This is a genomic window from Pseudoramibacter faecis (assembly GCF_036289405.1).
GTDB classification, from domain to species: Bacteria; Bacillota; Clostridia; order Eubacteriales; family Eubacteriaceae; genus Pseudoramibacter; species Pseudoramibacter faecis.
The window spans coordinates 372981-398821 of sequence record NZ_JAYFFI010000001.1; the positions used below are offsets into that span (position 1 = coordinate 372981).

Here is a 25841-nt window from a genome sequence, read left to right on the forward strand (position 1 = left end):
TGCTCCGATATAATAAAATCCGTTGGATTTATGACCGTTCATCGTGGTGAAGGTCAGATGTTCAAATTCCTTCCGGCTGAAATCACCCAACAGTTCCTTTATCCAGTCTTCCGAATGATGGCACTGCGCCTTCCGGCAGTTCAGACGCGCCGTACACGCCCAGCTGCTTCTCATACTTTTTATACCTTGTGATATTCCTTTCATCCGTATTGAGCAAAAAATCATTCACATAGAGAATACCGTCCGGTTTTAATATTCTACGAATTTCAGCGATAAGCTTTTTCTGGCCTTCGTTTCTTACGATGCAGGTCAGCACAGCAAACAGAATCACCGCGTCAACGCTGTTATCCGATAACGCGATGGTATCGTCTCCTTTGACGCGCAGATCAACAAGCTCCGGAAATTGCCTGTGTCCGCGCCTGATCATCTCTGCAGAAAAATCAAAGCCGATGAGATGCTGATACCCTAACCGATGCAGCTCATCAAGGGTTCTTCCGTAGCCGCCGCCGACATCTACGACGAGGGCGTTTTTATCCACATACTTTGAAAAAGCCTCTGCCTGAAAAGGTGCCGTGAATTCTTTCTTCTCTGAAACGCTGTCCCAATAAGCTCTCTCTTCCATTGTTGATTCTTCTTTTCATAAATGATCCCTGCGCATTTGGTGTAAAGGTGTGTGCATTCTATTTCGCATTCCGGGAAAATGCGATATGTCCTGATTCTCACCGGTTTCTTCTAAAGCCATTCTCATCCACATACTCCGGGTGTTCCTTTGCATACAGTTCCTCATCTCCGACAAAGCTGTAGTCGCATTTATCGCTAAATGCCAGGGTTTCCGGCCTTATCAGTTTTATCCGCATACAGGCCATTGCCGGATAATCCGCGTTGCACATGGCGGGCATAGCCTCTTCCAGATGAAACTTTTTGGCAAAATCGACGATTGGGCAGGTGCCGAATTCATAGTGTATCGGTTTATTCTTGTCAAACGGGTAGAGCTTCATTACAAAATCTTGGTATTGATCGCCGCTTTTTTTCGCGCTTGTAAACGACTTGTACAGGATCTTCTTTATAAAAGCCCTGTTCCCGTTCGCGATCCTGAGCTTGCTGAGTGCTTTGAATGTTGAGAGAACCAGATTCGTCTCCATTTCTTCCAGTTCCGAAACGGAGATCACATCCTTGCAGACGGAATACAGGCATAGGAGCGCAATGCTGTCGAATGTGCCGCCGGCTCCTTTATTGCGGAAGTTTTTCTCCCCGCCGAGATCCTCGTCCCACGCATTCAGATATTCCGCATAACGGTTTTGGAATGTTTCAAAAACCTCATCCACCTGCTCTTCCGGATAATGCGCGGCGATATGCTTTATGATCTCCTCCCGGCAGGCCTTCGTATAAACCGCATGGCGGGTTCGGTCTATCTTCGGTTCATTTTCCTTCATATTTGATATGTTCCTTTGCCGGTTCTCCTGTATAGGCATCTTCCGCGCTGTTTCGGAAGTCCTGTTTCTCTAGCCACACTTGCTCTTCACCATTTTCAGGAAGGTCGATACGCTCGATTTTAAAAACAACCGGTCTTGTTCCGTCATTGCAGCAGGCGATCATCATACGCTCGTCATTTGTCCAGCCGTGCATGATGGAGCCGCCCTGCAGCGCCGCATAGATATATCTGCTGATGGCGTCCCACGCCTCCGCGCAGAACGGCATCTTCGGACCGCCGGCGGTAGTATCGAGATCGCCGCTGCCCTTAATGAGCGAATTCAGACCGGTGTGCCAGAAGTCATCCTTATCCTCGTTTCTGTCGAACAGATACACATCGCCTTCATGATAACAGGGACATGGCCCTGATTTCGGATCGGCAAGATATTGCTCCTGAAAATCCGCGAAGCATTTTGTCGCCAGCACTGTCACTTTGCATTGGTGTTTCATTTTGCAACCCCGCTTTCTTCCCGTTTCACATAAGTCAGCTCTACATCGTAGCCGAGAACTTCGAGCATCTGCACAAAAGTCTTATTCACGATGGAGTCGCCTTTCTTGATGAGCCGATTCACATACTGGCCCGTTGTGCCGACTGCTTCTCCGAGTTTCGCCTGCGTCATTCCGGCTTCGATGCATTTCACCTTGACATCGACTTCAAAATTATTTTTGACCATATTTCAATCCCTCTGTTGTTTCTAATGACATTTTTGTCGGTTTATTACACTCACAATGTTATTTATTATAATATGGATTTATAAGCTTTTCTACCCCGCAGCAAAAAGACACCCGACCGCAGCCGAGTGTCTGAATTTCCGTATTCGGTTATGCCTGTATCTCCGTGCCGTCCCGGAAAGTGACCGTGATTGCCTTGTCCCTGCCCGCCGTGACATACTCGACCATGCCGCCCCAAAGGCTGCCGTCAAAGTCGCGAATGGTTCCTCCCCGGTTTTTGAGTACCTTGATGAAACTCACCAGCCGTTCGCTCTGCGCTTCCTTTGCGGAGATGGCGGCCACCACCTCATCGTATCGAGCCTTGGCTTCCTCATACCGCTTGACCGGCCCGTCGTAGCGTTTCTGGTACTCTTCTTGGCCCTGCGCAACGTGGGCGTTCTCCGCCACGATGTTCTACGTCATTTCCACAAGCGGCACCACTTCTTCCTCCAGCTTGTCCTTTTCTTCCTGCAAGGCACCAATGACACATAAGCCGGATGATCCCTGTAGTCTCTCGTCACAAAAAAAAGCTGCCGGCGGTGATCCTCTCGCGCGCCGGCAGCGCGTTTTGATAGACCTCCGCGAGGGTTTTCGGCGGCACCGGACAGCGTCCGAAGATCCATTCGCAGGTCAGGCTCGCCGTGCCGAGGCAGTAAATCCGGATATACATCTCGGTCTTTTCGTCTAAGGCTTTTTCCGGATATGCTTTTTCAGCGCCTCATCGTTGATCTCCGTCATGCGGCGGATAAACGCGTCCTGCCCGCCGGTATGCAAAAACAGATTCGCAAGGCAGCTTCGCTCCGCCTGAAACCACCTCGCCCCGGCCAAAAGCGTCTGCTCCCAGGTGAAATCGCCGCCGATCTGCCCCATGATGGCCGCCGCCCCGCGGGTGTAATCCCAGACAATCAGATCGTATTTATCCTTAAACTGACGATAAAAGGCCGCCGGTGAATAACCGCAGTTATCTGTGATCTCCTTAATCGTGATTTTATCCGCAGCTTTCTGCGCCGACAGCTCCCGGAAGGATTCCGCCAAAATCTCTTTGGTCGTTTTGCGTTTCACACAACCCTCTCTTGCTGCGTCCCGCACCGGATCAAAGGCAAGACAGCCGGTTAAATATCGGGCGCCGTCAGCCGCAGACTTCCCGGGAAGGGACTGCGCGTTTGTTTTTATTTCTGTCGTTCCCGCGTCGATCTTGATTTTTATGATAGCACAAAAACCACCCGCTTTGCAGAGGGCTCGTCTGACGGCTTTTGCCGCAAAGGCAATCTCGCATCTCGCCGGCCGCCGTCCGCCGAGGAGGCTGCTGAGCATTTCGCACCGGCTGTCCGTCGTAAAACAGGGAAAAGACCGAAGCCAAAAGCAAAAACCCCAGGAGTAAAACCACTTCCAACAACGATTTAATCAATTTGCGTCTCATATCGGCCACCCTTTCTGTTCAGTCTGCCGCCGATGCGAACCATCGACGCACCGGTGATTGATCTTAGGATAGCGCATTTTGTTAGATTCGTCAAACTATTTTTATATTTTCTGTTTCCTTCCCGGGCATACTTGGCCGGACCGACTGATTCCGGTCGGATTCGCATTTGTCACTCGTTGAATCGGGCCGCCGCCTGCCGGTCGGCGGTCTCGCTCGCAATTTCTCGGCGGATGCCGCCGCGGGAAACGAATCCCGCACAAAAACCGTCCGCCTTGCGAAATTTTCACCTTCGGGTATAATAAATCATAAAACCGACCGGCTTACCGTGATTGCTCATGCGGCAAGCCGGCGAATCGAGGTGACTCATGAAAATTTCAACCAAGGGCCGCTATGCCCTGCGGATGATGCTCGACCTGGCCTATCATCAGGACGAGGGCTACATCGCCCTCAAAGACATTGCCCGCCGCCAGGACATCTCCAAAAAATACCTGGAGCAAATCGTCTCGCTGATGCGCGGCCCGGACATCCTGGCCACCAGCCGCGGCTACAGGGGCGGCTACCGCCTGGCCCGCCCGCCAAGGGACTACACCGTCGGCGAGATTCTGCGCCTGACGGAAGGGTCGCTCGCACCGGTGGCCTGCCTGGAGGAGGGCGCCGACGAATGCCCCCGGGCGGCCAGCTGTGAAACCCTGCCCGTCTGGCAGGGGCTTTACACCCGCATCACCGACTATCTCGACAGCCTGACCCTGCAGGACATCATCGACCATACCTGGGAAAACGCCCCGCTGGACTTTGTGATTTAACACCGCTCTGAAAGGAAGCTCATGACCCGTTTTGACTTTACCACCCCTATCGACCGCCGGGGCAGCGGCGCCATCAAATACGGCCCGCACCCCAAATTCCCCGACGCCGACCTACTGCCCTTCTGGGTGGCGGATATGGATTTTGCCGTCGCCCCCGCCGTCCGGGACGCTTTGCAAGCCAAACTCAACCACGGCATCTTCGGCTACGAGGGCATCAGCGATGCCTATCGCGACGCCGTCACCGGCTGGTTTGCCCGCCGCTTCGGCTGGCAGCCGGACCCGAAGAGCCTGACCACCACGCCGGGGATCGTCTTCGCCGTGGCCACCGCCATCCGCGCCTTCACGGATCCGGGAGAGGCCGTGCTGATTCAAAACCCGGTGTATTTCCCCTTCGCGGGGCTGGTGAAAAAAAACGGGCGCAAACTCGTCGAGACCACCCTGGCGCTCAAAGACGGGCATTACGCCATCGACTTCGCCGAATTTGAGCGTCAGATCGCCGAAAACGACGTCCGCCTTTTCGTGCTCTGCTCGCCCCACAACCCCACGGGCCGCGTCTGGACCCGGAAGGAGCTCGCCCGGATGGCCGCCATCTGCGCCGACCATGACGTGATCGTCTTTGCCGACGAGATCCACTGCGATTTTGTCTATCCCGGCCACCGCCACACGCCCTTTGCAAGCCTTTCCCCCGAGGCCGCGGCCATCGCCGTCGTCGGCACCGCCCCCTCCAAAACCTTCAACCTCGCCGGGCTTCAGGGCTCGAATCTCTTTATCGCGGACCCATCCCTGCGCCGCCGCTACCGGAATGCGCTTGCTGCCCAGGGCTTCGGCGCGCCGAATAACCTGGCGATGGCCGCCACCGTCGCCGCCTATAACGCGGGCGAGCCCTGGCTCACCGAGCTGCTCGCCCACCTGGCCGAAAACATCGCCGCCCTGCGGGAGGCCCTCGCGGACACGCCCATCCGCCTGACCTGCCCCGAGGGCACCTATTTGATGTGGCTTGACTGCCGGGCCCTGGGCCTTGCCGACGACGCCCTCGAGGCGTTCTTTGCGGAAGGCGCCGGGCTCTGGCTCAACGCCGGGATAACCTTCGGCAGCGCGGGATCGGGCTTTATGCGCATGAACCTGGCCTGCCCCCGGGCCACCTTGGATGCCGGCCTCGCAAGGCTTAAGGCGGCGCTTAAGCGGCGGGGGAAGTAACCTCTGCGATTTGTATTTTTAAGATTATGAGGTAAAAAAATGTCCACCACCCCTCCCGCACACGCTTTTATTTCTATTGTTGTCCCCTGCTTTAACGAAGAAGCGGCCATTCCCTATTTCTATCGGGAGATCGCCAACGTATTTCAAACTTTACCAAATCCTTACGAAATCATTTTTGTCAATGATGGTTCCAAAGATCAGACACTTTCTGTTATTCAAGGGTTATCCGCTCACGATGATCACATCTTTTATCTTTCCTTTTCAAAAAATTTTGGGAAAGAAGCCGCCATGTTGGCCGGATTTTCAAATGCGCATGGTGACTACATCGCCGTGATGGATGCCGATTTGCAGGATCCCCCTGCTTTAATCAAAAAAATGATTGTTATTTTAGATGCCGGACAATACGATTGTGTTGCCACGCGTCGGCAAGACCGAAAAGGCGAGCCGCCCATTCGCAGCTGGTTTGCCAGAAGATTTTACAGGCTCACCCGGAAAATCACGGACGTTGCCATGGTTGACGGCGCCAGAGATTTTCGGATGATGAAGCGCAAAGTCCTGGATGCCATTGTGGCCTTGCCCGAAACCAATCGCTTTTCTAAAGGTCTTTTTGAATGGGTTGGCTTTAACACATACTGGATTGCCTACGACAATGTGGAGCGCGTCGCCGGCGCCACCAAATGGCATTTTGGATCTCTTTTCAAATATGCCCTTGATGGGATTATTAATTTTTCTCAGGCTCCCCTCGTGATCGCGTCCTGGATCGGCGTCGCGATGACCGGGATTTCATTGATTTCACTTATTTTGATCATTATCAGACAACTGCTCTACGACAACCCCGTCGCCGGATGGGCATCTACCGTTTGCATCATTATTTTTATCGGCGGAATCCAGTTGTTTTGCATGGGTATTCTCGGCCAATATATTGCTAAGATCTATCTTGAGGCCAAACATCGCCCCATTTATATTGTGTCCGACACCAATATTCCAAATGCCAATAAAATCAAATAAAACTGACGAAAGTGATCTCAAACCATGAAACGATCTTCCAAACAGGGTTTAACCGATTGGCGAATCCGAAACCTGATTTTTATGCTGCTCTCAATCCTGCCGGTTCTGCCTTTTTTAATGCTGCAGGCTTTTCCCATCGGCTTGGATGGCTGGTTCCATTTATCCCGTTTATATGAAATTGAGCAAAACATACACATGGGCAAATATATCCCTGATGTCTGTTTTCATACTTTTAATCATCAAGGCTACGGTGTCCATTTCTTTTATCCTTACTTTCTAAACGATCCCGCCGCGCTTCTGTGGCATTTGACAGGCCGGCCCGTCACGGCGGTGCTGTTGTTTAACGCCGCGATTCACTGGATTGGGCTTGCGATTGCTTATGATACCTATCTGACATGGCAGGGTAAGCCGCTTCCCGCTTTTATTTTTGCCATCCTCTATATTTTTGGAGTGAGCGGGTTTAACATCAATCTTCTGAAGCTAACCATGTACAATCAATACATGGCTTTTATCTGGCTCCCGTGGGTGATGATGGGGATTTCCCAATTGATCTGCGGCAACCATCAAAAATGGATGAAACGTGCCGTCCTTGGCGTCACGCTGCTCACGCTGACACATGTCTTAACGTTATTTTTCTGCATGGTTTATGCCGCCGTTCTTTTTTTATCCGCGCTCATGCGAAGGCAAATCACCCGGGCGCGCGTGATCTGCTGGGTTAAAGCGATTCTCATTTTGATCCCGGCCACCGCCATTTTTACCTTCCCGATGCTGGAACAGCGAATGGCCAACGCATGGCTGAAGGTGCCCGCTCAAAATTTAAAATACCGCCATCAACTCAGTTATAGCCTGCGCGATGGCAGTGGCCTTTTCACCAAATGGAACGGTGCCCTCAATTTTTCAAACATTCTTTTTTTATTGTTGATCATCGTAGTGATTCTGCTGATTTATGACCATCTGCTTGATCGAACCCTCTTCAAATGCGCTATCGGCATGGGCACGATCTTGGTCTTGCAAAGCCATTTGATCCCATGGAATGTGCTGGATCATCTTGCCCTCATCGATATGATCCAAATGCTTTGGCGTTTAGACGGCCTCTTTTATTTATTCGCGGCTTTTGCAATCGCCTATGGTTTTCAAAAATTGTGGGCTGCAAAATCACCCTCCTTAGGCCCAAAACCCTTCATCATCATGACCGCCGCCTTATATCTCGTTTTTGCCAGTCAAAATTTTTATCCCGTTAAAGATATCCTTCATCGGGCGCATGCCGGCAACCCGGCCGGCCGCACTCAAACGGTCACGCCCGTCACTTTGTCCGATGCGCTGAGTCACCCTTCTTTTTCGGAGAATGAAAAACTGGAGCGCGTTTATCTTGTCAACGGCTTCTACGACTATCGGGCCAAAGGGCAAGTCGTCGGCGACCAGACGCGGGGCATCCTCCATGCGGGGGATTTCCAAATTGAAAACCACCGATCTTTATATCCGAATCCCCATGCGCCGGCCGATCAGAAAATACAAACCAATCTATTGATCGAAAATGCCATTTTAATCGACGGCAAACGGGCCCTGCACCATTTCTCGCAGCGTGGTCAAGCCTTTTATATCCGAAAGCTGCCCAAAGGAAGCCATATGATCCAAACCCCGATCACCTATCTTCGCGGCTTTAAGGCTTTTGACGAAAACGGCAAGGTGTTACGCGTGCAAAAAAATGCAACAGGATTTTTAGCCATCCCGTCAAAGGGAACCGGCCGAATCAAAATCACTTACGAAAAAACCACCCTTCACAAAATAGCAATCGGTTTATCCATGCTCACATGGGTAATGGTTGCCAGCACCTTTTTATTTCGCAAAAAAGCCACCCCTTAACAAAAAAAGCCAGCCGATTATTGATTGTAATCAGCTGGCTTTTGTTTTGACCGAAATCAGCAGCCGCTGCCGTCGAGGCTACAGGCCTGCCCGGCAAGCGGCGCGTCCTGCGGCCGCGGAGCGATGCCCACATCTTCTTTGTTCAGGGTGATGCTGCCGTCTTCGCGCACGAAGCAGGGCACCCCGGCGCGGCCGGCGGCCTTGGCCTCATTAAAGGCCGGATCATTGTCCCGCAGCTTGAGGAAGGCCTTGAAGTTGCCGATATTTTCGCCCACATTCACATAGTGAAATTCGGGGTTCCCCTGCACCTGGGTCTTCACGTATTCGCAGTCCGGGCAGCCGGTGACGCCATAAAAAGTAATCATGTCGCTTTTCCTTTCTGGATTTGCTCCTGAATCGCCGGCGGCATTCCCGCCGGTGTTAGCCGCGCTATTTAAAAGCGTTATTTTATATTGGATGCATTTAAAATACCACGTTCGGCCGGCTTTGTCAACTGCGCGTCCTGCCGCCGATGCGCGAATGTTATTCCGTCACATCCTCGTAATAATCGATGGCGAAAAACGGTTCCCCGCCTGGACCGGGCCGTTGGCCAGCTGCGCGAAGAAGATATTCCGCCCGCCTTCGATCATTTTGCCGCCCACCTTCATGGTGCCGCCGACCGCCGTCTGCCAGAAGGGCATATAAAACACATGGTGCAGCCCGAAGGGAATGAGCGCCCGCTCGATGGCCCCGAAGGCCAGCGTTCCCAGGGGGCCAGAGGCCGCCGCCAGCACGCCGAGGGCGTTGATGCCCGCAGAGATGGGCGGCCACGCGAAATAAAAGGCGATGCCCACAAAGGTGTACACCAGCGTCGAAATGATGGGCACAAAGCGGCTGCCGCCGAAAAAGGAAATCGCGTTGGGCAGCTCGATTTTATAAAACCGGTTGTGGAGCGCCGCCACCCCCGAGGCCCACGATGATCCCGCCGAACACCCCCCATCTGCAGCGAGGTAATGCCCAGCGTCCGGGTGATGGCCCCCGGCAGGATATGTGCGCTCTTGAGGAGCTTGCCGTCGGCGTCGATCTGCCCCGTGATGCGCAGCATGCCGTTGATGGCCGTGTTCATCGCGATATAGCCGATCAGCCCCGCCAGCACCGAGACCTTCTTTTCCTTTTTGGCCATGCCGATCGCGACACCCAGCGCGAACAGCACCGGCAGGTTGCCGAAAACCGCATTGCCCACCGCCAACAGAATCGCATTGAAGCCGTGCACAAAGGTGCCCGGCCCGAAAAACGCCGTCAGATGATAGGCCGCCGGGGTGGTCTCGTTGGTAAATACCGAACCGAGACCGAGCAGGATCCCCGCGATGGGCAAAAGCGCGATCGGCAGCGGCCCACCCGCTGCAAAACGCCGAAAATTTTATCTTTCACGGTTTCCTCCTTAAGGTTCCTTTACGGATATTGGTTTGACCATTTTATCGCAAATCGTTTATCATTGCAATCTTTTTCAGCCGTTGTGACCGCTCTTTTTTTCGCCGGCGTTTCAGGCGCGGCAGTGTTTAATTTTACACCTTAATTTCGGGCGTCCGCCTTGACATTTCCATTAAAACGGACTATCATAAAACATGAAGAACCAATCATTTATTATTTACGCATATATTTAACCGTTTGAATTTCGGGTCTTTGCCCATTAAAAATTTTAAAGGAGAAAATCATGTCCTGCGAACATCATCATGATCCCAAACACGCGCATGTGCCCTGCGATCATCACGATCACGCGCATCACCACGAAGACGGCTGTGGCTGCGCTCACGGTCATGTGCATCATCACGAATACCACCACAGCGATGCCTGCGGCTGCGGCCACGCCGAAGCGGTCGCCATCGATCCGGCAAGTCTTTCCGCTCACGGCATCCACTGCGGGCGCTGCGACGCGCCGATGGACGAATGCACCTGTCCGCCCCGGCCCACCACCACCAAGCTCTACCAGATCAACGGGCTGGACTGCGCGGACTGCGCGGCTAAGGTCGAGCGCGGCCTCGAACAAATCGAGGGCCTCGAGGCGGTTCAGGTGGCCTATCCGGCGGGGCTCGTGCGGGTCACGGCCCACGACCCGGACCGCTACCTGCCCGCGATGAGCCAATTGGCCGGCAAGCTCGAGCCCGGCTGCGAGATTGTTGCCCGTGACCGTTCGGTGGCCGCCGCCCGGGCCAAAGCGAGCGAAGCAAAGGAAACCGGCGTGGCCGAGTGGTTTTTCGGCGAAGGCTACGCCAAGCTTCAGCTCTTCCTCGGGGGGATCTGCTTTATCGCGGGGCTTCTTTTCGAGAAGGTGCTCGGCGCCGGGATGCCCGTGTGGCTTTCGCTTTATCTCGTTTCCTACGCCATCATCGGCCTGCCCATCGTGGCGGTGGCCGTGCGCATGCTGCTCAACGGTCAGTTTTTCGACGAGCACTTTTTGATGGCGGTGGCGACCATCGGCGCCTTTGCCATCGCCGAGTGGCCGGAAGCCGTCGGCGTCATGCTGTTTTACCGCATCGGCGAATATTTTGAAGACCGCGCCTCCGACCGCTCCCGCGATCAGATCATGGCGGCGGCGGACCTGCGCCCCGAGGTGGTAAACCGCGTGGCAGCGGACGGCAGCGTGAGCGTGATCCCCTCGGAAGACGCCCAGTCGGGGGATCTGGTGGTGGTGCGCCCAGGCGATCGCATCCCGCTGGATGGGATCATCACCGAAGGCACGTCCCGCATCGACACCTCCCCGGTGACAGGCGAGCCCGTGCCGGTGGCCGTGGCCCCGGGAAACGATGTGGTTTCCGGCTGTGTGAACACCGCCGGCACGCTCACCCTGCGGGTCACGGCACCGCTGGAAGCCTCCATGGTCACCAAGATCCTCGACTCAGTGGAAAACGCGGCAGCCACCAAGCCCCGGATGGACAGATTCATCACCCGCTTCTCCCGATATTACACCCCCTTTGTGGTGGCGGCGGCCGTCGCCGCGGCGCTGATTCCGCCGCTTTTTTTCGGCGCCTCCTGGCACCAGTGGATCTACACCGCCATGTCCTTCCTCGTCATCAGCTGCCCCTGCGCGCTGGTGCTCTCGGTGCCGCTGTCTTATTTCGCCGGCATCGGCGCGGGCTCGAAGCGCGGCATCCTCTTTAAGGGCGGACTTTCCCTCGAAGCGTTAAACAAGGTGCGCGCGGTGGTGATGGACAAAACCGGCACCATCACCGAAGGCAACTTCACCGTGCAGCAGATCGACGCCCGCGGGAATTACGACGAATCCGGGCTTTTGGCCGTCGCCTGTGCCCTCGAGGCGCGCTCGAGCCACCCCATCGCCGTCTCCATCGTCGATGCGGCCAAAGCGCGCGGCCTGAGTCCGGCCGCCGCCGAAAACGTCCGCGAAGAAGCGGGCCAGGGCATCATCGCTGAGATCGCGGGCAAGCCCTTTCTCGCCGGAAACGACAAGCTCCTCGCCGCCCAGGGCGTCGCCCTGCCGGAGGACGCCGTCCCGGCCTACGGCACGCCGGTGTATCTGGCCGAGGCCGGGCAGTTTATCGGCGCGGTGGTCATCGCCGACGCGGTGAAGGCCGATGCGGCGGGCGCCGTCGCCACCTTGAAGCAAACCGGGATCCGCACCGTGATGCTCACCGGGGACAGAGCCGAAAACGCCGAAGCGGTCGCCCGCACCACCGGCATCGACGCCGTGCGCGCGGGGCTCCTCCCCGAAGACAAGCTCGCCGCCCTGCGGGAGATCCGGCAGGACAAAGGCGGGGTGATGTTCGTCGGGGACGGCATCAACGACGCGCCGGTGCTCGCCGGGGCCGATGTGGGCGCCGCCATGGGCAGTGGGGCCGACGCCGCCATCGAGGCGGCGGACGTGGTCTTCATGAACGCCGAGCTCGCCTCGGTGCCCGCCGCCATCGCCATCGCGAAGCAAACGAACCGCGTCGCCTGGGCCAATATCGTCTTTGCCCTGGCGGTAAAGGCCATCGTGATGCTCGCCGGGCTTCTGGGCCACGCCAACATGTGGGTCGCCGTTTTCGCCGACACCGGCGTCTCGGTGCTCTGCGTGCTCAACGCCATCCGCATTCTCTACCGGCGCCGCGGCTCCGGGCGCCAGGTAGCCGCCAAGGCCGAAGCGCTTGAAACCGCCGAGGTCTGACCGTTTTTTTTAACCGCTCCGAAAGGGGCGGTTTTTTGTCGGTCGCCCTCTGTTTTCGCAGAAAACAGCCGGAAGACCGCTGAGGAGCGCGGCGGGGCGCAGCTGCGCAATTGTCAAAAGCGATCTCATCCCCTTCGCCCTCCCTCGCAGAAACGAGAACCAAATAATATTGAAAAACCATCCGATGGCAAAGACGGACCGCGAGCCGCCATTTTGCGTATGCTCCTCCTTTAAGCCAGGCTGCAGAAACGGATGCTAAGCCATGAACGTTATGCGCCTATTGGATGCTTCATCGGGCGCGTGTTTTTTTATCGGCCTCCCCGTTTTGACACGATTTGACACGAAAGGACCTTCACGTGACCAACCGTTTAACCTCTGACCGTTTTCGCCCTCTGCTTTTGATCGCTTTGATCGGCGCCGTTTATGCCGCCTCTCTCCGGCGCAAAGCGGGCTTGTGATCGTGCTCGGTGCTTTCGGGGCCACGGCCTGTCGATGCTGTGGCAGCTCTTTGCCGACGGCGTCCTCTCCGCCATTCCCCTTGTCCACAAGCTGCCCGCCCAGCTCAACCAGTCGATGGCCGCCGTGGACAGCGGCCGCTATCTCTGGACCTTCCTGGCCGCCCGTGTGCTCGGTCCCGTCGTCGAGGAGCTGATTTTCCGGGGGCTGATCTTCAACTGCCTGCGCCAGCTCTTCAAAACGCCGGTGCGGCCCGTTCTGATCTCGGCCGCCCTCTTCGGCATCTGGCACGAAAACGCGGTTCACGCCGTTTTTGCCCTGATCCTGCCCATGATCGGCGTCTATATCCATCTGTTCGCCGCGAAAAAGCCCCGCTTTCTCCCGCGGCCCGGCAAAGGCCGCCGGCATTCGCCGGAGGGTTGAGCTGCCGCTTCGAGGTCTCAAACCGGCAAGCCTTTGGTTTGCCCCCTGCCGGCCCCGGGGCGCCTCCCCATGATACAATAGGGGCATCACAAACCATCAGGAGGAAGCCATGCCCATTTTTGTCTTTATGTATATCGGCCAGGGGCTCCACCCGGCCACCCATCACGCGGAAATCCCCTCGATGACCTTCCACATGCATCTGGTCGGCGTCTCGTCCTACGCCGAGGCGGAGCAGACCGCCCGCAAGCTCGCGATGAATCCGGATCTGCGCGCCATCGAGTTGTGCCCGAGCTTCGGCACCTGCGGCGTAGCCCGGGTCAAAAAAGCGGCCGGCCCCAAAATCAACGTCGGCGTCGTGCGCTTCGATCCGAATCCCAACATGGGTCACCGATCCGGGGACGATCTGTTTTAACGGCATTTTGCCGCGCGCCAACCGGCGCTTTTTTATTTGCTCCCGGCCGCTTCTTTGTGTTACAATGGTTCAAATAATTAAAGTTAAATGGAACAGAAGCCTGGCATGAACACCGCCAAAAACTTCCGTCGTTCGGCCTTTTTGTATTATCTCGCCGCCGGCTGTTTTTATTTTGCGGCCATAATGAATTTCGTAAAGAAAAACACCGCGATGGGCTGCGTTTATCTCGCTTTGGGCTCGGCCTTTTTCTCCCTGGGCAGCGCTGCGGCACCCGCTCAGGGCCAACGCGCCGAGGATGCGGAGGATGCCGACGGCCGGGCCGAGGAACCCGAGGCGGATCGCCGATAGCCCGACGACGTTTTTTGTTTGGATGCCGCCTTCCGTCCAGAAAGGAGTCCCGATGCAGCCCATCCATATTGCCAAGGCCGGCGGCGCCGTCGTGCCGGCCATCTGCGGCGTGCCGGATGCCGCCGGGCAAATCGTCATCATGATTCACGGCTTTGAAAGCTCAAAGGCATGCGCCACCGGTCAGCTGCTCTTTCGGCGGATGGTGCCGGCGGGGCTCGGCGTCATCGCCTACGACCAGCCGGGGCACGGCAGCGCCGAGGCGCGCCGGGAGCCCCTCACCCTCGACGCCTGCTTTGAGAGCCTGGCCGCGGTGGAAAACGCCGCCGCAGAGCGATGGCCCCGCGCCCGCCCGGTGTATTTCGCCTCGAGCTTCGGGGCCTACGTCGCCCTGCTTTATGTGAGCCTGCGCCCCCATCTCGGCCGGCGGCTCTTTGTGCGCTGCGGCGCTGTCAACATGCCAACGCTCTTTCTCGGCTCCGCGCCGGATCCCGCCGCCCTCGCTCTGCTCGAAAGACAGGGCTATCTCCAGCCGAACCTCGGCATCGGCGACCCCGTTAAGGTGTCGGCCCGGATGTTTGCGGATTTTGCCGCCCACGATCTCTTCAAGCGGTTTCGCCCCGGCGAGGCGGCGGTCTGCATGGTTCACGGCGAGGCGGATCCGGTGGTGCCCGTCGCCGCGGCCCGGGCCTTTGCCGCGCGGTTCGATCTGCCCATCACCGTCTTCCCCGGAGAGAACCATTCCCTCAACGCCGACCCCGGGACGCCGGACCGCGTGGCGGATCTGGCTCTGGCGTTTTTTCGCGGCGAAGACGCCCCGGCATAAACCGGCGGTTTCCGCTCCTATCCGATCAGCTTTTGTATATAAATGAAAAGGAGGCTTTGATGCGAAAAAAAACACCCTCGCCTGGCCGCAATGTTATCGTTTATGGCCGCCGTCTGCTTTCTGACGGTCGGCATCTTCAGCCGAAATCTGCGCTATGCGCCGGAAAGCAACCGTTCGGGCGGCCTGTTTTATTTCAGGCTCTGCGCGCTGTTTGCCGTCTCGGGCATCGTGTCGCTGCTGAACTCCAAATAACCCGCCGGCCGCGTCGCTCCAGTCTTTCTTGCGCTTTATGTTTTTTGGGCGGCGCTGCTCCTTCGCCTTTGCCATGTCGGCCAAATACGCCAGGCAGGTGCGCACCGCGGTGCTCGGGGAGCCGGGCCAGGACTACATCGTCGGCGCCCGGGTCCGGGGCTTTTCCGAGCGGCAGATCCTCTGGCGCCACGTGATCCCAAACGCCATGCCCCCTGATGACGATGCTCGGCCTCTCCCTGGGGAGCCTGCTGGGCGGCACCTCCGTGGTGGAGGTGCTCTTTGCCTATCCGGGGCTGGGCAACCTCGCGGTGGAAGTCCTCGAAAACGACGATTATCCGCTGGTGCAGGGCTATGTGCTGTGGATCGCGCTGATTGACATGGTGATTAACTCCATTGTCGACATGACCTATCACCGGCCCGATCCCAGAGTGCAGCTGAGGGGATGAGACCGATGCTTTTTTAAACCGATCCCGAAAGCGGCCGGCCGGGATGCTCGGCGTGAAGGAAAACCGCCGGGGCTTTATCCTCCTGTCCGCGCTGGTGGTGCTGATCCTTCTCGTCGCGGTGCTCGCGCCGGTCATTACCCCGCAGGACCCCACCAAGACCCTGGCCTTTTTGCGCCCGGGCCCTGGGCATCCTCGCCGGCCATTTCGGCGGGGTGCTCGACGCGGTGATCATGCGCATCGCCGACATGATGATCTCCTTCCCCGGGATGGTGCTCGCCATCGCCATGGCGGGCTTCATGGGGGCGAGCATCACCAATCGGAACTCCTATTCCCCTCAGTGCAAAAAGCGCCCCCGGGGTGAAAGGGGATGATGCGCGAGTCCAGTACAAATCGGTTTTGCCGAACGTCAAAATGGCAAAAACTATCTTGCGGATTCAATAAATCGAACCCCTGCATCCTCTCGCGCCGCGTCCCACGCGGCCATGGCGTCCGCTTCGGTAATGGCCCGCAGGGGACGGCAGGGCACGCCGCCTGCGAAGGTGTTTTTGGGGATATCCCGCGTGACCACGCTGCCCGCCCCGATGACGCTGCCCGCCCCGATGCTCACCCCGGCGCAGAGGGTCACGTTCCCCGCGATCCAGCAATTGTCCCCGATGGCCACCGGCTTCGCATATTCGAGGTTGCCCGGGGTGCCGTCCGCTCGGACAAAGGCGTTGCGTTCCTGGTGGCGCATCGGGTGGACGGGCGTTAAAATGCTGACGTTCGGCCCGACAAACACATCGTCGCCGATGCTCACCGGCGCGCAGTCGAGGCAGGTGAAGCTAAAATTGATATACACGTTGCGGCCGATGGTGGTGAACCGGCCGTAGTCCAATTGAATGGGCCCCTGCAGATAGGCGCCTTCGCCGAGGCCGCCCAGCAGCCGCGCAAGGATCGCCTGACGCTTGTCGGCGTCCGTCTCCGAAAGGCCGTTGTATTCGCGGCACAAGTCGTGGGCCTGCGCCCGCATGGCCGCAAGGTCTTCCTGATCCGGGTCATAAAGCCCGCCGGCGAGCATTTTTTCTTTTTCGTTCACGATATTCTCCTTGGTTTGGCCCACGCGGATGCTTCTAACGCGTCTTTGAACGGCCGACCGAATGCTTTTTAGGGCCAATTTGCTCCCGGAGCCCTTTCAAAAAGGCGATCAGCGCCGCGTCGCAATTCGCCTTCACCACGATATAGGCCTGATTGCTGCCGATCATCAAATAAAAATGGGTGGGGGTTTCGATCACCTTGTAAAAATCTTCATAGCGGATTCGATTTTCGCCGTTGGCCGTTTTCACGACGACCCGTTCGGGCTCAAAGGCGTAGTCCACCGTCAGGTTCTGAGCGGCCTTGGTCGTGCGGTAGACCCGGCGGATATTGGCACGAACGATCAGATAAAGCAGCAGGGGATAGCCCACCCCCAGGATCAGCACGAAAAGGACAATGCCGTATTGGCCGGCCACCCAAGCGTCAATCCCCACGCCGATCAGAAACAGGAATGCGATCCCGGCGGCGATCGTTATTTTCCGCCGCCGCATCAGGGCCCAGCACATGGTTTTAAATGCCTCATAAGTCACGGTTGCCGTCGTGTGATAGGTGTTCATCTGCTTTAACCTCCATTTTAATAGAAGCATAGCATAAAACCGCAGACCGATCAACACGGGCGCGGCCCGCGCGCCGGCGGCTTGAGCCGCCCAGGCCACCGGACTTTTGTGATAAAATATCTACCGATCCAATCATTTCTATCCATCTAATCATCCAATCCATCCAATCATTTCAATCTGAGGCGCCCATTATGAAATCATTTTTAAAAAAATATCCCGGCCTGCTGCTGACCGTCGTGCTGGCGGCGGCCATCGCCTGCGCGCTGCCGCATGGTGCGCACGCCCCGGCTTATCGGCCCAAAGGGCCTGTCAAAATCGCCCTTTGCGGAGAATCCCACGGCATTTCGCCGCTGCTGGAAGAAGAGCTTGCGCTCTGGCATCAGTATTACCGTCGCGGCAGCCGGGATCTTTTTATCGAGGATGCCTATTTTACCGCGCAGGCTCTGAACCTCTGGATGCGCGCAGGGGACGACGCCATTTTGAAGCGGATCTATCGGCACTCGAAGGGATCGCCGTCCCACACGCCCGCAACGCTGGCCTTTTACCGCGGCATCAAGAAAAATGAACCGCAGACCATTTTTCACGGCACCGATGTCGGCCATCGTTACGACACCGACGGCGCCTGGTATCTGACTTATCTGAAAAATCACGGCCGGACGCATACCGAGGCGTACCGCCGGACGCTTGACAATATCCGCCAGGGAAAGCGATATTACCGCTTTGATCTGTCGTCGCCGGCCGCAGATGCCTGGCGCGAGACGCGGATGGTCGAAAACTTTGAGCGGGAATATCGATCCCTGAAAAAAAGCGGCCGTCAGCCGGTCGTCATGGGGATTTATGGCAGTTTTCACTGTGACATGCGCAATCCGGACGCGATGGCCCCTCGGCTCCGCTCGGACCTGGGTGACATTCTGTCGACCCGGGATATGACGCAGGCATTTCTGGCCGGCCGCAGCTATCGCCTCGGCTTCAGCTGGTTCGGCGCCGCCCTGCTGCTCGCGATCGCCCTGCCGAAGCTGATTCTGCGGCTGATGTGGCCGCCGGCCCCGCAGGCATCGCCCGAAAACCGCATCCTTGCGGCCATGAAGCGCATCGGAGCGGCAACAGCGGCGACCTCCGCGCTGATTTTTACCGCGTGGGATCCGGTTATCTTCCGCGGCGCCGACGGCGCTGTCGACGCGCCCGGCGACAATCTTTATCTGTTGCTCATCCTCGGGCTGCTCGTGGTCTATACGCTCTTCTGGATCCGCCGCTTCCGGAGCGCTCGCCCCCGGAAGGCGCCGTATGCCGACTTTGCCGGCTTCCCGGTCGCCGACGCAACGCTCGTGTTTTTGATGCTTCTCCTCCTGGGGATTTACGGGCGGCAACTTTTGATGGTCGCCGCGGCCGCAATCTTCGGTATCGGGGCCATCGGCCCGGCCGTGCGCCGTTCCCGTTTGTCATCAGGCTAAAGACATGCCGGTCGTCTGTCTTTTTAGTGCCGCTCGCCCCGGCAGTACCTTTGCCACGCACGTTTATCCCCGTTAAAAAGATCGTGATCCACGCCCCGGGCGTCCGTCTGCCAGATCGCCCAGAACGGCCAGCTCCGCACCGCCGGGCGCTTCACGCCGTAATGCGCCACCCAAAGCCCGAAATTTTCCCGGGCAATGGCCGCGTAGCGTCCCGTCTGCGACGCGGAGCAGTAAAACAGCGGGCGCACGCCGGTGCGCTGAAACACGCGCTTTAGCCACGCCAGCGGCCAAACCGGCCCATATCTTAACGCCGCGCCTTCAAAATCCAGCGCAAAAATCGCGTGGCCGGCGTGGTGCCCCACCAAGCTGATGAAGTGGTCCGCCTCGGCCTGCGCTGAATTGCCGTTCTCCGGCCTTGCGTAGTGATAAAATCCGTATAATTTTTTAGAATCCGGCCGCCCGTCCGTCTTGCCGTGCAGACGGTTATAGTGCGCGTCCAGCAGCGGATCCTTGTAGGTTTTGCCTTCGCTCGCCTTCATAAGCACAAAATCCTGCGCGTTTGGGTCAAACGTCCTTTGGTGATTGCTGATGTCGATGCCTTTAAACACGGGGCGTCACCTCCGGCAAGCCCTTGAGCGCCAGCGCCAGGGCGAAGAGGGCGGCAAAGCCCGCCACGATTAGCGCTTCGCGGTAGCCCGCCGGGCTCATCGGCCGGCAGGCGGCGACGTAGGCCAAAAACACCTCGGCCCAGGTGCGCGCCATGCGGACGATAGCCGCCCGCCATAAATCGAGTTGCATGGGTTTTCCTTTCTGTGAATACGTGGGGTTGAGGTCATTTGTTCGGCACGTTTTTTCCCTTGATGGTTTTGTTTTGGCGAAAGGTGCGTTGCCGAGTTGACAAATCCGCCATTGCTCTTGTTCAGCTGATCCGAACGAATGGCCGTGCCTTTTAGCGTTTGGCAAGCGCCCCGGTGTTATGATTCGTCTCTCTGCGAGGGAGGGCGAAGCAAATCAGCCATCGCCAAACGCCGGTCAGGCGGGAAGCCTGCCGTTCAAACCAATAAGCGCAGCGCCTCCATCCGAAAAGCCCGGCACGCGGCCGGGCTTCGGCGCTGTCTTGGCCGTTATGCCAGGGCGACCGGGGTCACCGTGCGGCCGACGCGGTTGGCCGCCTTCACCGCGGCGATGGGGCTGCCGTCATAGGCGAAAAGCTTGTTGGCCACCACCGTGGAAAGCGCCGCCTTGATCGCGGCATCATCCGCATCCGTCTTGTAATCCATCAGATTCAGGGTGCCGGTTTCCCCGGCTTCCGTGGTCCATTCAATCGCTAAATAATTCGTTGCTTCCATGGTTTATCCTTTCTGTTTGCATGCGCCAAAGCGCCCGTTAGCCTTCGACCAGCTGGGTGGTCTCCACCCGGGAGATGGTCTCCAGGGCCGGGGTGAGCATCAGGCCGAGGCCCTTCGCCCCGGCGACAATCTGCTCGTCGCTGATATTCGGGTTGAGGTTTGCATAGGTTTTGCTGGTGGTTTTGACGCTGCCGTTATCCTGGACGCCGTAATTCAGGCGCACTCGCAGAGACAGCGCGGTTCTTGTTGCTGTGATTGCCATTTGATTACCTGCTTTCTTGTTTTTTGATGGCAGGCCTGCCGTCGATCATGATCTTGATTTGATGATACCCCTTTCAAAACGAAGCGCAAGGGCAAGATGGGGATGCGCGCTGAAAACCGGGGCGGCTGACCCTGCCCCGCCGGCGGATTTTTTGCTTTTCTCGCGCGCGCCTTTTACCTTTATGTTTTATATTTAATAATAATGAAAGGTGGCCAATCTGGCCGGCATCGGGGGCGCGAACTGTCGGCGTCCCAGCGGCCAAAAGCAGCGCATCCCGGCCCGAACGGCCCGAACGGACAGACCGGCGGACGCTGCCGATGCGCGAAAGAAAAATTTAAGAATCGATGGGGCGCCTTCTTCCCCTTGGGGGCGTCCAAACGAAAGGGTGCGTTGCCGCATTGATCAATGCGTTGTTTCCCTTGTGGGGCTGTCCTTACGAATGGCCCGCACCTTTTCTCACAGAGAAAAACAATTGTTCCAAAGCCCGCACAAAAAAGCCGCTCTTTCGAGCGGCTTTTACCGTTTGGCCGAGCAGTCTTACGCCAGGTTGTCCTTGGCCCACTTGGCCACCACATCGCAGGATTCGGCCACGTTGGCCCCGAGCACGGCAAGTCCCGGGCCGACTTCCGCTCCCGGGCAGGCCTGCTCAAGCGCCCGGGCCGATCCCGCAAGGCCCGCCCCTTCGTGGGTCATCACCGGGAAGACGCGCTTGCCGGCAAAATCCAGGGTTTCCAGCTGGGTGAAGATCGCCATCGGATAGGTGCCCCACCAGCAGGGCCCGGCCACCACGACGTTGTCGTAGCCCGCGACGCTGTTTAGCCTGGCGGCGAGCTCCGGGCGAGCCTTGTCGCGCAGTTCCTGCTTCGCCACGTCGATGCATGCGTAATAATCCGCCGGGTAAGGCTTCACCGTTCGCACCTCAAACAAATCCGCATCCGCCGTCTGGGCGATCATCTGAGCCACGGCGGCCGTGTTGCCCTTGTCGAGCACCTTCACGCTGCCGTCCACATAATTTTCGCCGGTGCGCGAATAATAAATCACCAATGTTTTTGCCATCATCATACCTCCTGTTTGCTGTTAATGCCATTATACGCCCTCGAAGCCCCGCACACAATGAGGCGTCCTGCTTTTTTAACGCATTCGCTGTTTTGATGCCGAGGCCATCGTATCGCCGCCATCGTATCGCCGACGACAGCGTCCCGACGCGTCTGCGCGAATCCCCATCGGGGCGAGTTTGATAAAACGATATCAAATTTTCGTGGATTGCCAAAATTTTACCCTTCTTTGACAAAGTTTAAACTTATCTTGCACTTGTTTACATACAATTGTACAATATCTGTGTATTTCTTTATTTTTTCAAACAGGCCCTGGCCCATCACCCGAATCATCAAGGGCGATCGCGCCGCGCGCACCGCGGCCCCGCCGATCGTTAGAAAGGAGCCCCATGAGCAGACTGGAACTTTACACCCCCGCCGCCGCCGAGCTTGCAGTGGAGGAACTTTACAAAACGCTGGAACGCCGCATCGAGGCGAGCCCGCCGGGGATTTGCCCCGTGGATACCACCCGTGCCTTTCTGGAGCTTTGCCACGCCCAGACCTGCGGCAAATGCGTGCCCTGCCGTATCGGCCTGCTGCAGCTCAAGCATCTGCTCACCGAGGTGCTTGACGGCGAAGCCACCATGGCCACCCTCACCCTCATCGAGGAGACGGCCAGATCCATCTCGGAAACGGCGGACTGCGCCATCGGCTACGAAGCCGCCCACATGGTGTGGCGCTGCCTGCGCGAATGCCGGGACGATTTCGAGGCGCACATCAAAAGCGGGCGCTGCCACTGCATCACGGCTCAGCCGGTGCCCTGCGTCTCGCTGTGCCCCGCCCATGTGGACGTGCCGGGCTACACCGCCCTGGTGCGGGAGGGCCGCTATGCCGACGCCATCCGCCTGATCCGCAAGGACAATCCCTTCCCGGCCACCTGCGGCTATATCTGCGAGCATCCCTGCGAGGCGCGCTGCCGCCGCAACATCGTCGACGACGCGGTGAATATCTGCGGGCTCAAGCGCTTCGCCGCCGACCATGCCGGCGTGGTGCCGCCTCCGCCCTGCGCGCCGGCCACCGGCAAAAAAATCGCCGTCATCGGCGGGGGGCCGGCCGGGCTTTCCGCTGCCTATTACCTGCAGCTGATGGGCCACCAGGCCACGGTGTTTGAAATGCTGCCGGGCCTCGGGGGCATGCTGCGCTACGGCATCCCCAATTACCGCCTGCCCAAGCGCGAGCTCGAGCGCGACACCGACGCCATCCTGGCCACCGGGGTGAAGGTGCGCCACGGGGTTAAAATCGGCGAGGACCTCACCCTGGATGCGCTGCGCCGCGACTTTGACGTGACGCTGATCACCATCGGCGCCTCCACCGACAAGAAGCTCGGCCTCAAACACGAGGACGCCCCGGGCGTCATCTCCGCAGTGCGCTTCCTCCGGGATGTGGGCAAAGGGCTCACCACCGACCTCGCCGGTCAGCGCGTCGCCGTGGTCGGCGGGGGCAACGTGGCCATGGACGCCGTGCGCACGGCCGTTCGCCTCGGCGCGAAGAAAGTCAGCTGTGTGTACCGCCGCCGGGTGGCCGACATGACCGCCCTGGCCGGCGAAATCGACGGGGCCCGGGAAGAAGGGGTCGAGCTGGCCACCCTCAGGGCGCCGGCGCGCATCGAGGTGGACGATGCCGGGCGGGTGCGCGCGCTTTGGGCCGCCCCCCAGATGATCTCCGCCATCAAGGGCGGGCGCGCCTCGGTGGTGCCCTCGGGGGAAGCCGACGTGCGCATCCCCTGCGACACCCTCATCGTCGCCATCGGCCAGAACATCGAAACCGACCATTACGAAAATGCCGGCATCCCCGTGAAGCGCGGCACCATCTTCACCCTGCCCAACGGCGGCTTCCGCGGTCTGCCCGGCCTCTTTGCCGGCGGGGACTGCGCCTCCGGCCCGGCCACGGTGATCCAGGCCATCGCGGCGGCCAAGGTGATGGCGGCCAACATCGACGAATTTTTGGGCTATCACCACGAGATCACCTGCGACGTGGCCGTCCCCGATCCCGCCATCGGCGACTTCGACCACGCGCCCTGCGGCCGAGTGGAGCCCGGCGAGCGGGAAGCCGGCGAACGGGTGCGCGACTTTGAGGGCGTGGCCCTGTGCATGCAGCCGGCGGAGGCCCGTCAGGAGGCCTCGCGCTGCCTGCGCTGCGACCACTACGGCTTCGGAATTTTTAAAGGCGGGAGGCAGCCCCAATGGTAAATTGCACCATCGATCACATCCCGGTCACCGTGCCGGCAAACACCACCATCATGCAGGCGGCCGAATCCGTCGGCATCGCCATTCCCCACCTCTGCTTTCTGAAGGATCTGAACGAAATCGCCGCGTGCCGGGTGTGCGCGGTGGAGATCGTGGGCACCGAGCGCCTGCTCACCGCCTGCAACAACGCCGTCGCCGAGGGCATGGAAATTTTGACGGGCAGCCCCAAGGTCACCATCGACCGGCGCCGCACCGTGCAGATGATCCTCTCCCAGCACGATTTCCGCTGTGCGACCTGTGTGCGCAGCCGCAACTGCTCGCTGCAGGATCTGGCGGGGGATCTCAACATTCAGGACGTTCCCTTTGGGTCCTGCATCGAACGCCGCCCCTGGAACCGGGACTTCCCGCTGATCCGCGACGCGGCCAAATGCATCAAGTGCATGCGCTGCATCCAGGTGTGCGACAAGATGCAAGGCCTTAGCGTCTGGGATTTCGAGGGCACGGGCTCCCGCTCCACCGTGAACGTCTCCCACGCCCGCAATATCGAGGACGCGGGCTGCTCCCTCTGCGGCCAGTGCATCACCCACTGCCCGGTGGGCGCGCTCTCCGAGCGGGACGACACCGGCCGTTTCCTGCGCGCCGTGATGGACCCGAACACCACCGTGGTGGTGCAGGTCGCGCCGGCGGTGCGCACGGCCTGGGCCGAATCCCTGGGCCTGCCCCTGGAGGCGGCCCCGGTGGGCAAGATTTTTGACGCGTTAAAAAAAATGGGCGCGGATTACGTGTTCGACACGGCCTTCTCCGCCGATCTGACCATCATGGAGGAGGCGGACGAGCTGATTACCCGTTTTGCCGCCGGGGATCTGGCCGAGCGCCCGATGTTCACCTCCTGCTGTCCCGGCTGGGTGCGTTTTCTCAAAAGCGAATATCCCCATCTCGAGAGCCGCCTCTCCACGGCCAAGTCGCCGATGCAGATGTTCGGCAGCGTGATGAAAACGGCCTTTGCCGAGGATCAGCACCTGAATCCGAACCGCATCTTCTCCGTGGCGGTGATGCCCTGCCTCGCCAAGAAGAGCGAGGCTGAGATGCCCCTTTACGCCGGGGAATACGCCGGCCACGAGACCGACTGCGTGCTGACCACCCGGGAACTTGCCCGGCTGATCCGCGCCTGCCACATCAACGTGGCGACCCTCGAGGCCGTCCCGGCGGACACCCTGTACCGAAACGTCTCCGGTGCGGGCATCATCTTCGGGGCGACTGGCGGCGTGATGGAGGCCGCCCTGCGCACGGCCTATCACGCCCTGACCGGCCGCAACTGCCCCGGAGATCACTTCGCCGATGTGCGGGCAGCAGGCCGGGACACCGGCATCACCGAGGCGACCTTTGCCATTGGGGACATCCCTCTGCGCGTCGCCGCAGTGAGCGGTCTCGCGAATACCCGACGCCTGATCGAGGCGCTTGAAGCCGGCCGGGCCCACTACGATTTTGTGGAGGTGATGGCCTGCCCCGGCGGCTGTGTCGGCGGCGGCGGACAGCCCATCCACGACGGCGAAGAGCGCGCCTTCACCCGAGGAAAGAATCTCTATTTCCTCGACCGCGACGCGCCGATTCGCCACTGCCACGAGAACCCGGATATCCAGACGCTCTACCGCGACCATTACGGCGAGCCGGGCAGCCCCGCCGCCCACCGCCTGCTCCACACCGACCACCATCGCTGGGCCATGCCCCGCGGTTTATAACCGACACGCCAAGCCCCCGAAGTCCGCGCTTCGGGGGTTTTTTGCAGGGGAGCGCTGCGGGCTCATGGCAGGCGCGTTGCCGAATCGCTAAGACTCAACGTTTGGCAACGTGCCTTTCGCTCAAACGGAGCTTAATACAACGGCACACCCTCATCCCTAGGTATATAAGCGTTTGAGGGGTGTAGGAGAGTGCGCGAGGGAGGGCAGCCGGTCGCACTCTGTTTCTGAAAGAAACAGTTAGAAGAGCGTCCCGGAGCACTTCCAAGAGAGCGCATCGAAGATGAAGTTCGATTGGTCAAAAGCGACCTCATCCGCCTTGCGTGAAACCAATCGATCACCCCCCTTCGCCCTCCCTCGCA

The 25841-nt window shown here is 58.7% G+C and carries 29 protein-coding genes and 2 pseudogenes; 14 read left to right on the forward strand and 17 right to left on the reverse strand.

Going from position 1 to position 25841, the window contains the following annotated elements:
* Positions 1 to 82 precede the first annotated feature (82 nt).
* From V3C63_RS01745 to V3C63_RS01775, 7 genes are all read right to left on the reverse strand, one after another.
* Positions 83 to 622 (reverse strand): class I SAM-dependent methyltransferase, encoded by a 540-nt coding sequence (locus V3C63_RS01745; RefSeq protein WP_329886089.1) that lies wholly within the window; start codon positions 620 to 622, stop codon positions 83 to 85.
* A 97-nt stretch (positions 623 to 719) separates the two neighbouring features.
* Positions 720 to 1433, reverse strand: a complete 714-nt coding sequence (locus V3C63_RS01750) for an L-2-amino-thiazoline-4-carboxylic acid hydrolase (protein ID WP_329886090.1) — start codon at positions 1431 to 1433, stop codon at positions 720 to 722.
* A complete protein-coding gene (locus V3C63_RS01755; protein WP_329886091.1) occupies positions 1420 to 1920 on the reverse strand; it encodes a TIGR04076 family protein in 501 nt (166 codons plus the stop codon). The genes V3C63_RS01750 and V3C63_RS01755 overlap by 14 nt, the downstream gene beginning before the upstream one ends.
* A complete protein-coding gene (locus tag V3C63_RS01760) occupies positions 1917 to 2144 on the reverse strand; it encodes a helix-turn-helix domain-containing protein (protein ID WP_329886092.1) in 228 nt (75 codons plus the stop codon). Before V3C63_RS01760 ends, V3C63_RS01755 begins: the two co-directional genes overlap by 4 nt.
* A 148-nt stretch (positions 2145 to 2292) precedes the next feature.
* Positions 2293 to 2589 carry a hypothetical protein gene (locus V3C63_RS01765; RefSeq protein ID WP_329886093.1) on the reverse strand — a complete coding sequence of 99 codons (297 nt, stop codon included), beginning with the start codon at positions 2587 to 2589 and terminating at the stop codon, positions 2293 to 2295.
* Positions 2590 to 2698: 109 nt separating this feature from the next.
* Positions 2699 to 2851: a hypothetical protein gene (locus V3C63_RS01770; protein WP_329886094.1), complete on the reverse strand. Its 153-nt coding sequence runs from the start codon at positions 2849 to 2851 to the stop codon at positions 2699 to 2701.
* A gap of 14 nt (positions 2852 to 2865) precedes the next feature.
* Positions 2866 to 3495 (reverse strand): TetR/AcrR family transcriptional regulator, encoded by a 630-nt coding sequence (locus tag V3C63_RS01775; RefSeq protein ID WP_329886095.1) that lies wholly within the window; start codon positions 3493 to 3495, stop codon positions 2866 to 2868.
* A 471-nt stretch (positions 3496 to 3966) separates the two neighbouring features.
* Between V3C63_RS01775 and V3C63_RS01780 the strand changes: the two genes are divergently transcribed.
* The 4 genes from V3C63_RS01780 to V3C63_RS01795 all read left to right on the forward strand — a co-directional run bounded on the left by V3C63_RS01780 (position 3967) and on the right by V3C63_RS01795 (position 8472).
* Positions 3967 to 4404 (forward strand): RrF2 family transcriptional regulator, encoded by a 438-nt coding sequence (locus V3C63_RS01780; protein WP_329886096.1) that lies wholly within the window; start codon positions 3967 to 3969, stop codon positions 4402 to 4404.
* A 21-nt stretch (positions 4405 to 4425) separates the two neighbouring features.
* Positions 4426 to 5601 (forward strand): MalY/PatB family protein, encoded by a 1176-nt coding sequence (locus V3C63_RS01785; RefSeq protein ID WP_329886097.1) that lies wholly within the window; start codon positions 4426 to 4428, stop codon positions 5599 to 5601.
* Positions 5602 to 5640: 39 nt separating this feature from the next.
* Positions 5641 to 6609 (forward strand): glycosyltransferase family 2 protein, encoded by a 969-nt coding sequence (locus V3C63_RS01790; RefSeq protein ID WP_329886098.1) that lies wholly within the window; start codon positions 5641 to 5643, stop codon positions 6607 to 6609.
* 195 nt (positions 6610 to 6804) lie between these two features.
* Positions 6805 to 8472, forward strand: a complete 1668-nt coding sequence (locus V3C63_RS01795) for a M61 family metallopeptidase (RefSeq protein WP_329886099.1) — start codon at positions 6805 to 6807, stop codon at positions 8470 to 8472.
* Positions 8473 to 8528: 56 nt separating this feature from the next.
* Here the strand turns inward: V3C63_RS01795 and V3C63_RS01800 are convergent, their stop codons facing one another.
* Together V3C63_RS01800 and V3C63_RS01805 are read right to left on the reverse strand one after the other, a co-directional pair.
* Positions 8529 to 8837, reverse strand: coding sequence for a glutaredoxin (locus V3C63_RS01800; RefSeq protein WP_329886100.1), 309 nt, complete (start codon positions 8835 to 8837; stop codon positions 8529 to 8531).
* 219 nt (positions 8838 to 9056) lie between these two features.
* Positions 9057 to 9882: pseudogene (locus V3C63_RS01805) on the reverse strand (PTS transporter subunit EIIC); the annotation flags it as partial.
* Positions 9883 to 10165: 283 nt separating this feature from the next.
* Between V3C63_RS01805 and V3C63_RS01810 the strand changes: the two are divergent.
* The 7 genes and pseudogenes from V3C63_RS01810 (at position 10166) to V3C63_RS01840 (ending at position 15773) form a co-directional block, all read left to right on the forward strand.
* A complete protein-coding gene (locus V3C63_RS01810; RefSeq protein WP_329886101.1) occupies positions 10166 to 12613 on the forward strand; it encodes a heavy metal translocating P-type ATPase in 2448 nt (815 codons plus the stop codon).
* A gap of 492 nt (positions 12614 to 13105) precedes the next feature.
* Positions 13106 to 13492 carry a CPBP family intramembrane glutamic endopeptidase gene (locus tag V3C63_RS01815; RefSeq protein ID WP_329886102.1) on the forward strand — a complete coding sequence of 129 codons (387 nt, stop codon included), beginning with the start codon at positions 13106 to 13108 and terminating at the stop codon, positions 13490 to 13492.
* Between the two features lie 109 nt (positions 13493 to 13601).
* A complete protein-coding gene (locus V3C63_RS01820) occupies positions 13602 to 13904 on the forward strand; it encodes a DUF6506 family protein (RefSeq protein WP_329886103.1) in 303 nt (100 codons plus the stop codon).
* Between the two features lie 105 nt (positions 13905 to 14009).
* Positions 14010 to 14252: a hypothetical protein gene (locus tag V3C63_RS01825; protein WP_329886104.1), complete on the forward strand. Its 243-nt coding sequence runs from the start codon at positions 14010 to 14012 to the stop codon at positions 14250 to 14252.
* Between the two features lie 52 nt (positions 14253 to 14304).
* Positions 14305 to 15075 carry an alpha/beta fold hydrolase gene (locus V3C63_RS01830; RefSeq protein WP_329886105.1) on the forward strand — a complete coding sequence of 257 codons (771 nt, stop codon included), beginning with the start codon at positions 14305 to 14307 and terminating at the stop codon, positions 15073 to 15075.
* Positions 15076 to 15177: 102 nt separating this feature from the next.
* A complete protein-coding gene (locus V3C63_RS01835) occupies positions 15178 to 15327 on the forward strand; it encodes a hypothetical protein (RefSeq protein ID WP_329886106.1) in 150 nt (49 codons plus the stop codon).
* Positions 15328 to 15400: 73 nt separating this feature from the next.
* A pseudogene (locus tag V3C63_RS01840) lies at positions 15401 to 15773 on the forward strand (ABC transporter permease subunit).
* 13 nt (positions 15774 to 15786) lie between these two features.
* Here the strand turns inward: V3C63_RS01840 and V3C63_RS01845 are convergent.
* The 3 genes from V3C63_RS01845 to V3C63_RS01855 form a co-directional block, all read right to left on the reverse strand.
* A complete protein-coding gene (locus tag V3C63_RS01845; RefSeq protein ID WP_329886107.1) occupies positions 15787 to 16089 on the reverse strand; it encodes a hypothetical protein in 303 nt (100 codons plus the stop codon).
* A gap of 105 nt (positions 16090 to 16194) precedes the next feature.
* Entirely contained in the window at positions 16195 to 16848 is a 654-nt protein-coding gene (locus V3C63_RS01850) for a sugar O-acetyltransferase (protein WP_329886108.1), read from the reverse strand.
* 34 nt (positions 16849 to 16882) lie between these two features.
* Complete coding sequence (locus tag V3C63_RS01855; protein WP_329886109.1) at positions 16883 to 17401, reverse strand: YcxB family protein; 519 nt, start codon at positions 17399 to 17401, stop codon at positions 16883 to 16885.
* 191 nt (positions 17402 to 17592) lie between these two features.
* On the opposite strand from V3C63_RS01855, the gene V3C63_RS01860 reads away from it, so the two are divergent.
* Positions 17593 to 18852, forward strand: a complete 1260-nt coding sequence (locus V3C63_RS01860; RefSeq protein ID WP_329886110.1) for a hypothetical protein — start codon at positions 17593 to 17595, stop codon at positions 18850 to 18852.
* Positions 18853 to 18875: 23 nt separating this feature from the next.
* Here V3C63_RS01860 and V3C63_RS01865 read toward each other — a convergent pair whose 3' ends face one another.
* The 5 genes from V3C63_RS01865 to V3C63_RS01885 all read right to left on the reverse strand — a co-directional run bounded on the left by V3C63_RS01865 (position 18876) and on the right by V3C63_RS01885 (position 21519).
* Positions 18876 to 19460, reverse strand: a complete 585-nt coding sequence (locus tag V3C63_RS01865; RefSeq protein WP_329886111.1) for a glycoside hydrolase family 25 protein — start codon at positions 19458 to 19460, stop codon at positions 18876 to 18878.
* Positions 19453 to 19650, reverse strand: coding sequence for a hypothetical protein (locus V3C63_RS01870; protein WP_329886112.1), 198 nt, complete (start codon positions 19648 to 19650; stop codon positions 19453 to 19455). Before V3C63_RS01870 ends, V3C63_RS01865 begins: the two co-directional genes overlap by 8 nt.
* A gap of 326 nt (positions 19651 to 19976) precedes the next feature.
* The gene (locus tag V3C63_RS01875; RefSeq protein WP_329886113.1) at positions 19977 to 20201 is read right to left on the reverse strand and encodes a DUF2922 family protein; all 225 of its coding nucleotides are present in this window, start codon (positions 20199 to 20201) and stop codon (positions 19977 to 19979) included.
* Between the two features lie 37 nt (positions 20202 to 20238).
* On the reverse strand, positions 20239 to 20463 hold the full coding sequence (locus tag V3C63_RS01880; RefSeq protein ID WP_281672574.1) for a DUF1659 domain-containing protein: 225 nt from the start codon (positions 20461 to 20463) through the stop codon (positions 20239 to 20241).
* A 537-nt stretch (positions 20464 to 21000) separates the two neighbouring features.
* Positions 21001 to 21519, reverse strand: coding sequence for a flavodoxin (locus V3C63_RS01885; RefSeq protein WP_329886114.1), 519 nt, complete (start codon positions 21517 to 21519; stop codon positions 21001 to 21003).
* 388 nt (positions 21520 to 21907) lie between these two features.
* On the opposite strand from V3C63_RS01885, the gene V3C63_RS01890 reads away from it, so the two are divergent.
* The gene (locus V3C63_RS01890) at positions 21908 to 23746 is read left to right on the forward strand and encodes an NAD(P)-binding protein (RefSeq protein ID WP_329886115.1); all 1839 of its coding nucleotides are present in this window, start codon (positions 21908 to 21910) and stop codon (positions 23744 to 23746) included.
* Positions 23740 to 25482, forward strand: a complete 1743-nt coding sequence (locus tag V3C63_RS01895; RefSeq protein ID WP_329886116.1) for a [FeFe] hydrogenase, group A — start codon at positions 23740 to 23742, stop codon at positions 25480 to 25482. Before V3C63_RS01890 ends, V3C63_RS01895 begins: the two co-directional genes overlap by 7 nt.
* The last annotated feature ends 359 nt before the right edge of the window (positions 25483 to 25841 follow it).

Bases quoted from the DNA above. Each gene is read 5' to 3' on its own strand.
- V3C63_RS01745 (WP_329886089.1), bottom strand. From the start codon at position 622: ATGGAAGAGAGAGCTTATTGGGACAGCGTTTCAGAGAAGAAAGAATTC.
- V3C63_RS01750 (WP_329886090.1), bottom strand. From the start codon at position 1,433: ATGAAGGAAAATGAACCGAAGATAGACCGAACCCGCCATGCGGTTTAT.
- V3C63_RS01755 (WP_329886091.1), bottom strand. From the start codon at position 1,920: ATGAAACACCAATGCAAAGTGACAGTGCTGGCGACAAAATGCTTCGCG.
- V3C63_RS01760 (WP_329886092.1), bottom strand. From the start codon at position 2,144: ATGGTCAAAAATAATTTTGAAGTCGATGTCAAGGTGAAATGCATCGAA.
- V3C63_RS01770 (WP_329886094.1), bottom strand. From the start codon at position 2,851: ATGTATATCCGGATTTACTGCCTCGGCACGGCGAGCCTGACCTGCGAA.
- V3C63_RS01775 (WP_329886095.1), bottom strand. From the start codon at position 3,495: ATGCTCAGCAGCCTCCTCGGCGGACGGCGGCCGGCGAGATGCGAGATT.
- V3C63_RS01780 (WP_329886096.1), top strand. From the start codon at position 3,967: ATGAAAATTTCAACCAAGGGCCGCTATGCCCTGCGGATGATGCTCGAC.
- V3C63_RS01785 (WP_329886097.1), top strand. From the start codon at position 4,426: ATGACCCGTTTTGACTTTACCACCCCTATCGACCGCCGGGGCAGCGGC.
- V3C63_RS01790 (WP_329886098.1), top strand. From the start codon at position 5,641: ATGTCCACCACCCCTCCCGCACACGCTTTTATTTCTATTGTTGTCCCC.
- V3C63_RS01795 (WP_329886099.1), top strand. From the start codon at position 6,805: ATGGGCAAATATATCCCTGATGTCTGTTTTCATACTTTTAATCATCAA.
- V3C63_RS01800 (WP_329886100.1), bottom strand. From the start codon at position 8,837: ATGATTACTTTTTATGGCGTCACCGGCTGCCCGGACTGCGAATACGTG.
- V3C63_RS01810 (WP_329886101.1), top strand. From the start codon at position 10,166: ATGTCCTGCGAACATCATCATGATCCCAAACACGCGCATGTGCCCTGC.
- V3C63_RS01815 (WP_329886102.1), top strand. From the start codon at position 13,106: ATGCTGTGGCAGCTCTTTGCCGACGGCGTCCTCTCCGCCATTCCCCTT.
- V3C63_RS01820 (WP_329886103.1), top strand. From the start codon at position 13,602: ATGCCCATTTTTGTCTTTATGTATATCGGCCAGGGGCTCCACCCGGCC.
- V3C63_RS01825 (WP_329886104.1), top strand. From the start codon at position 14,010: ATGAACACCGCCAAAAACTTCCGTCGTTCGGCCTTTTTGTATTATCTC.
- V3C63_RS01830 (WP_329886105.1), top strand. From the start codon at position 14,305: ATGCAGCCCATCCATATTGCCAAGGCCGGCGGCGCCGTCGTGCCGGCC.
- V3C63_RS01835 (WP_329886106.1), top strand. From the start codon at position 15,178: ATGGCCGCCGTCTGCTTTCTGACGGTCGGCATCTTCAGCCGAAATCTG.
- V3C63_RS01855 (WP_329886109.1), bottom strand. From the start codon at position 17,401: ATGAACACCTATCACACGACGGCAACCGTGACTTATGAGGCATTTAAA.
- V3C63_RS01860 (WP_329886110.1), top strand. From the start codon at position 17,593: ATGAAATCATTTTTAAAAAAATATCCCGGCCTGCTGCTGACCGTCGTG.
- V3C63_RS01870 (WP_329886112.1), bottom strand. From the start codon at position 19,650: ATGCAACTCGATTTATGGCGGGCGGCTATCGTCCGCATGGCGCGCACC.
- V3C63_RS01875 (WP_329886113.1), bottom strand. From the start codon at position 20,201: ATGGAAGCAACGAATTATTTAGCGATTGAATGGACCACGGAAGCCGGG.
- V3C63_RS01880 (WP_281672574.1), bottom strand. From the start codon at position 20,463: ATGGCAATCACAGCAACAAGAACCGCGCTGTCTCTGCGAGTGCGCCTG.
- V3C63_RS01885 (WP_329886114.1), bottom strand. From the start codon at position 21,519: ATGGCAAAAACATTGGTGATTTATTATTCGCGCACCGGCGAAAATTAT.
- V3C63_RS01890 (WP_329886115.1), top strand. From the start codon at position 21,908: ATGAGCAGACTGGAACTTTACACCCCCGCCGCCGCCGAGCTTGCAGTG.
- V3C63_RS01895 (WP_329886116.1), top strand. From the start codon at position 23,740: ATGGTAAATTGCACCATCGATCACATCCCGGTCACCGTGCCGGCAAAC.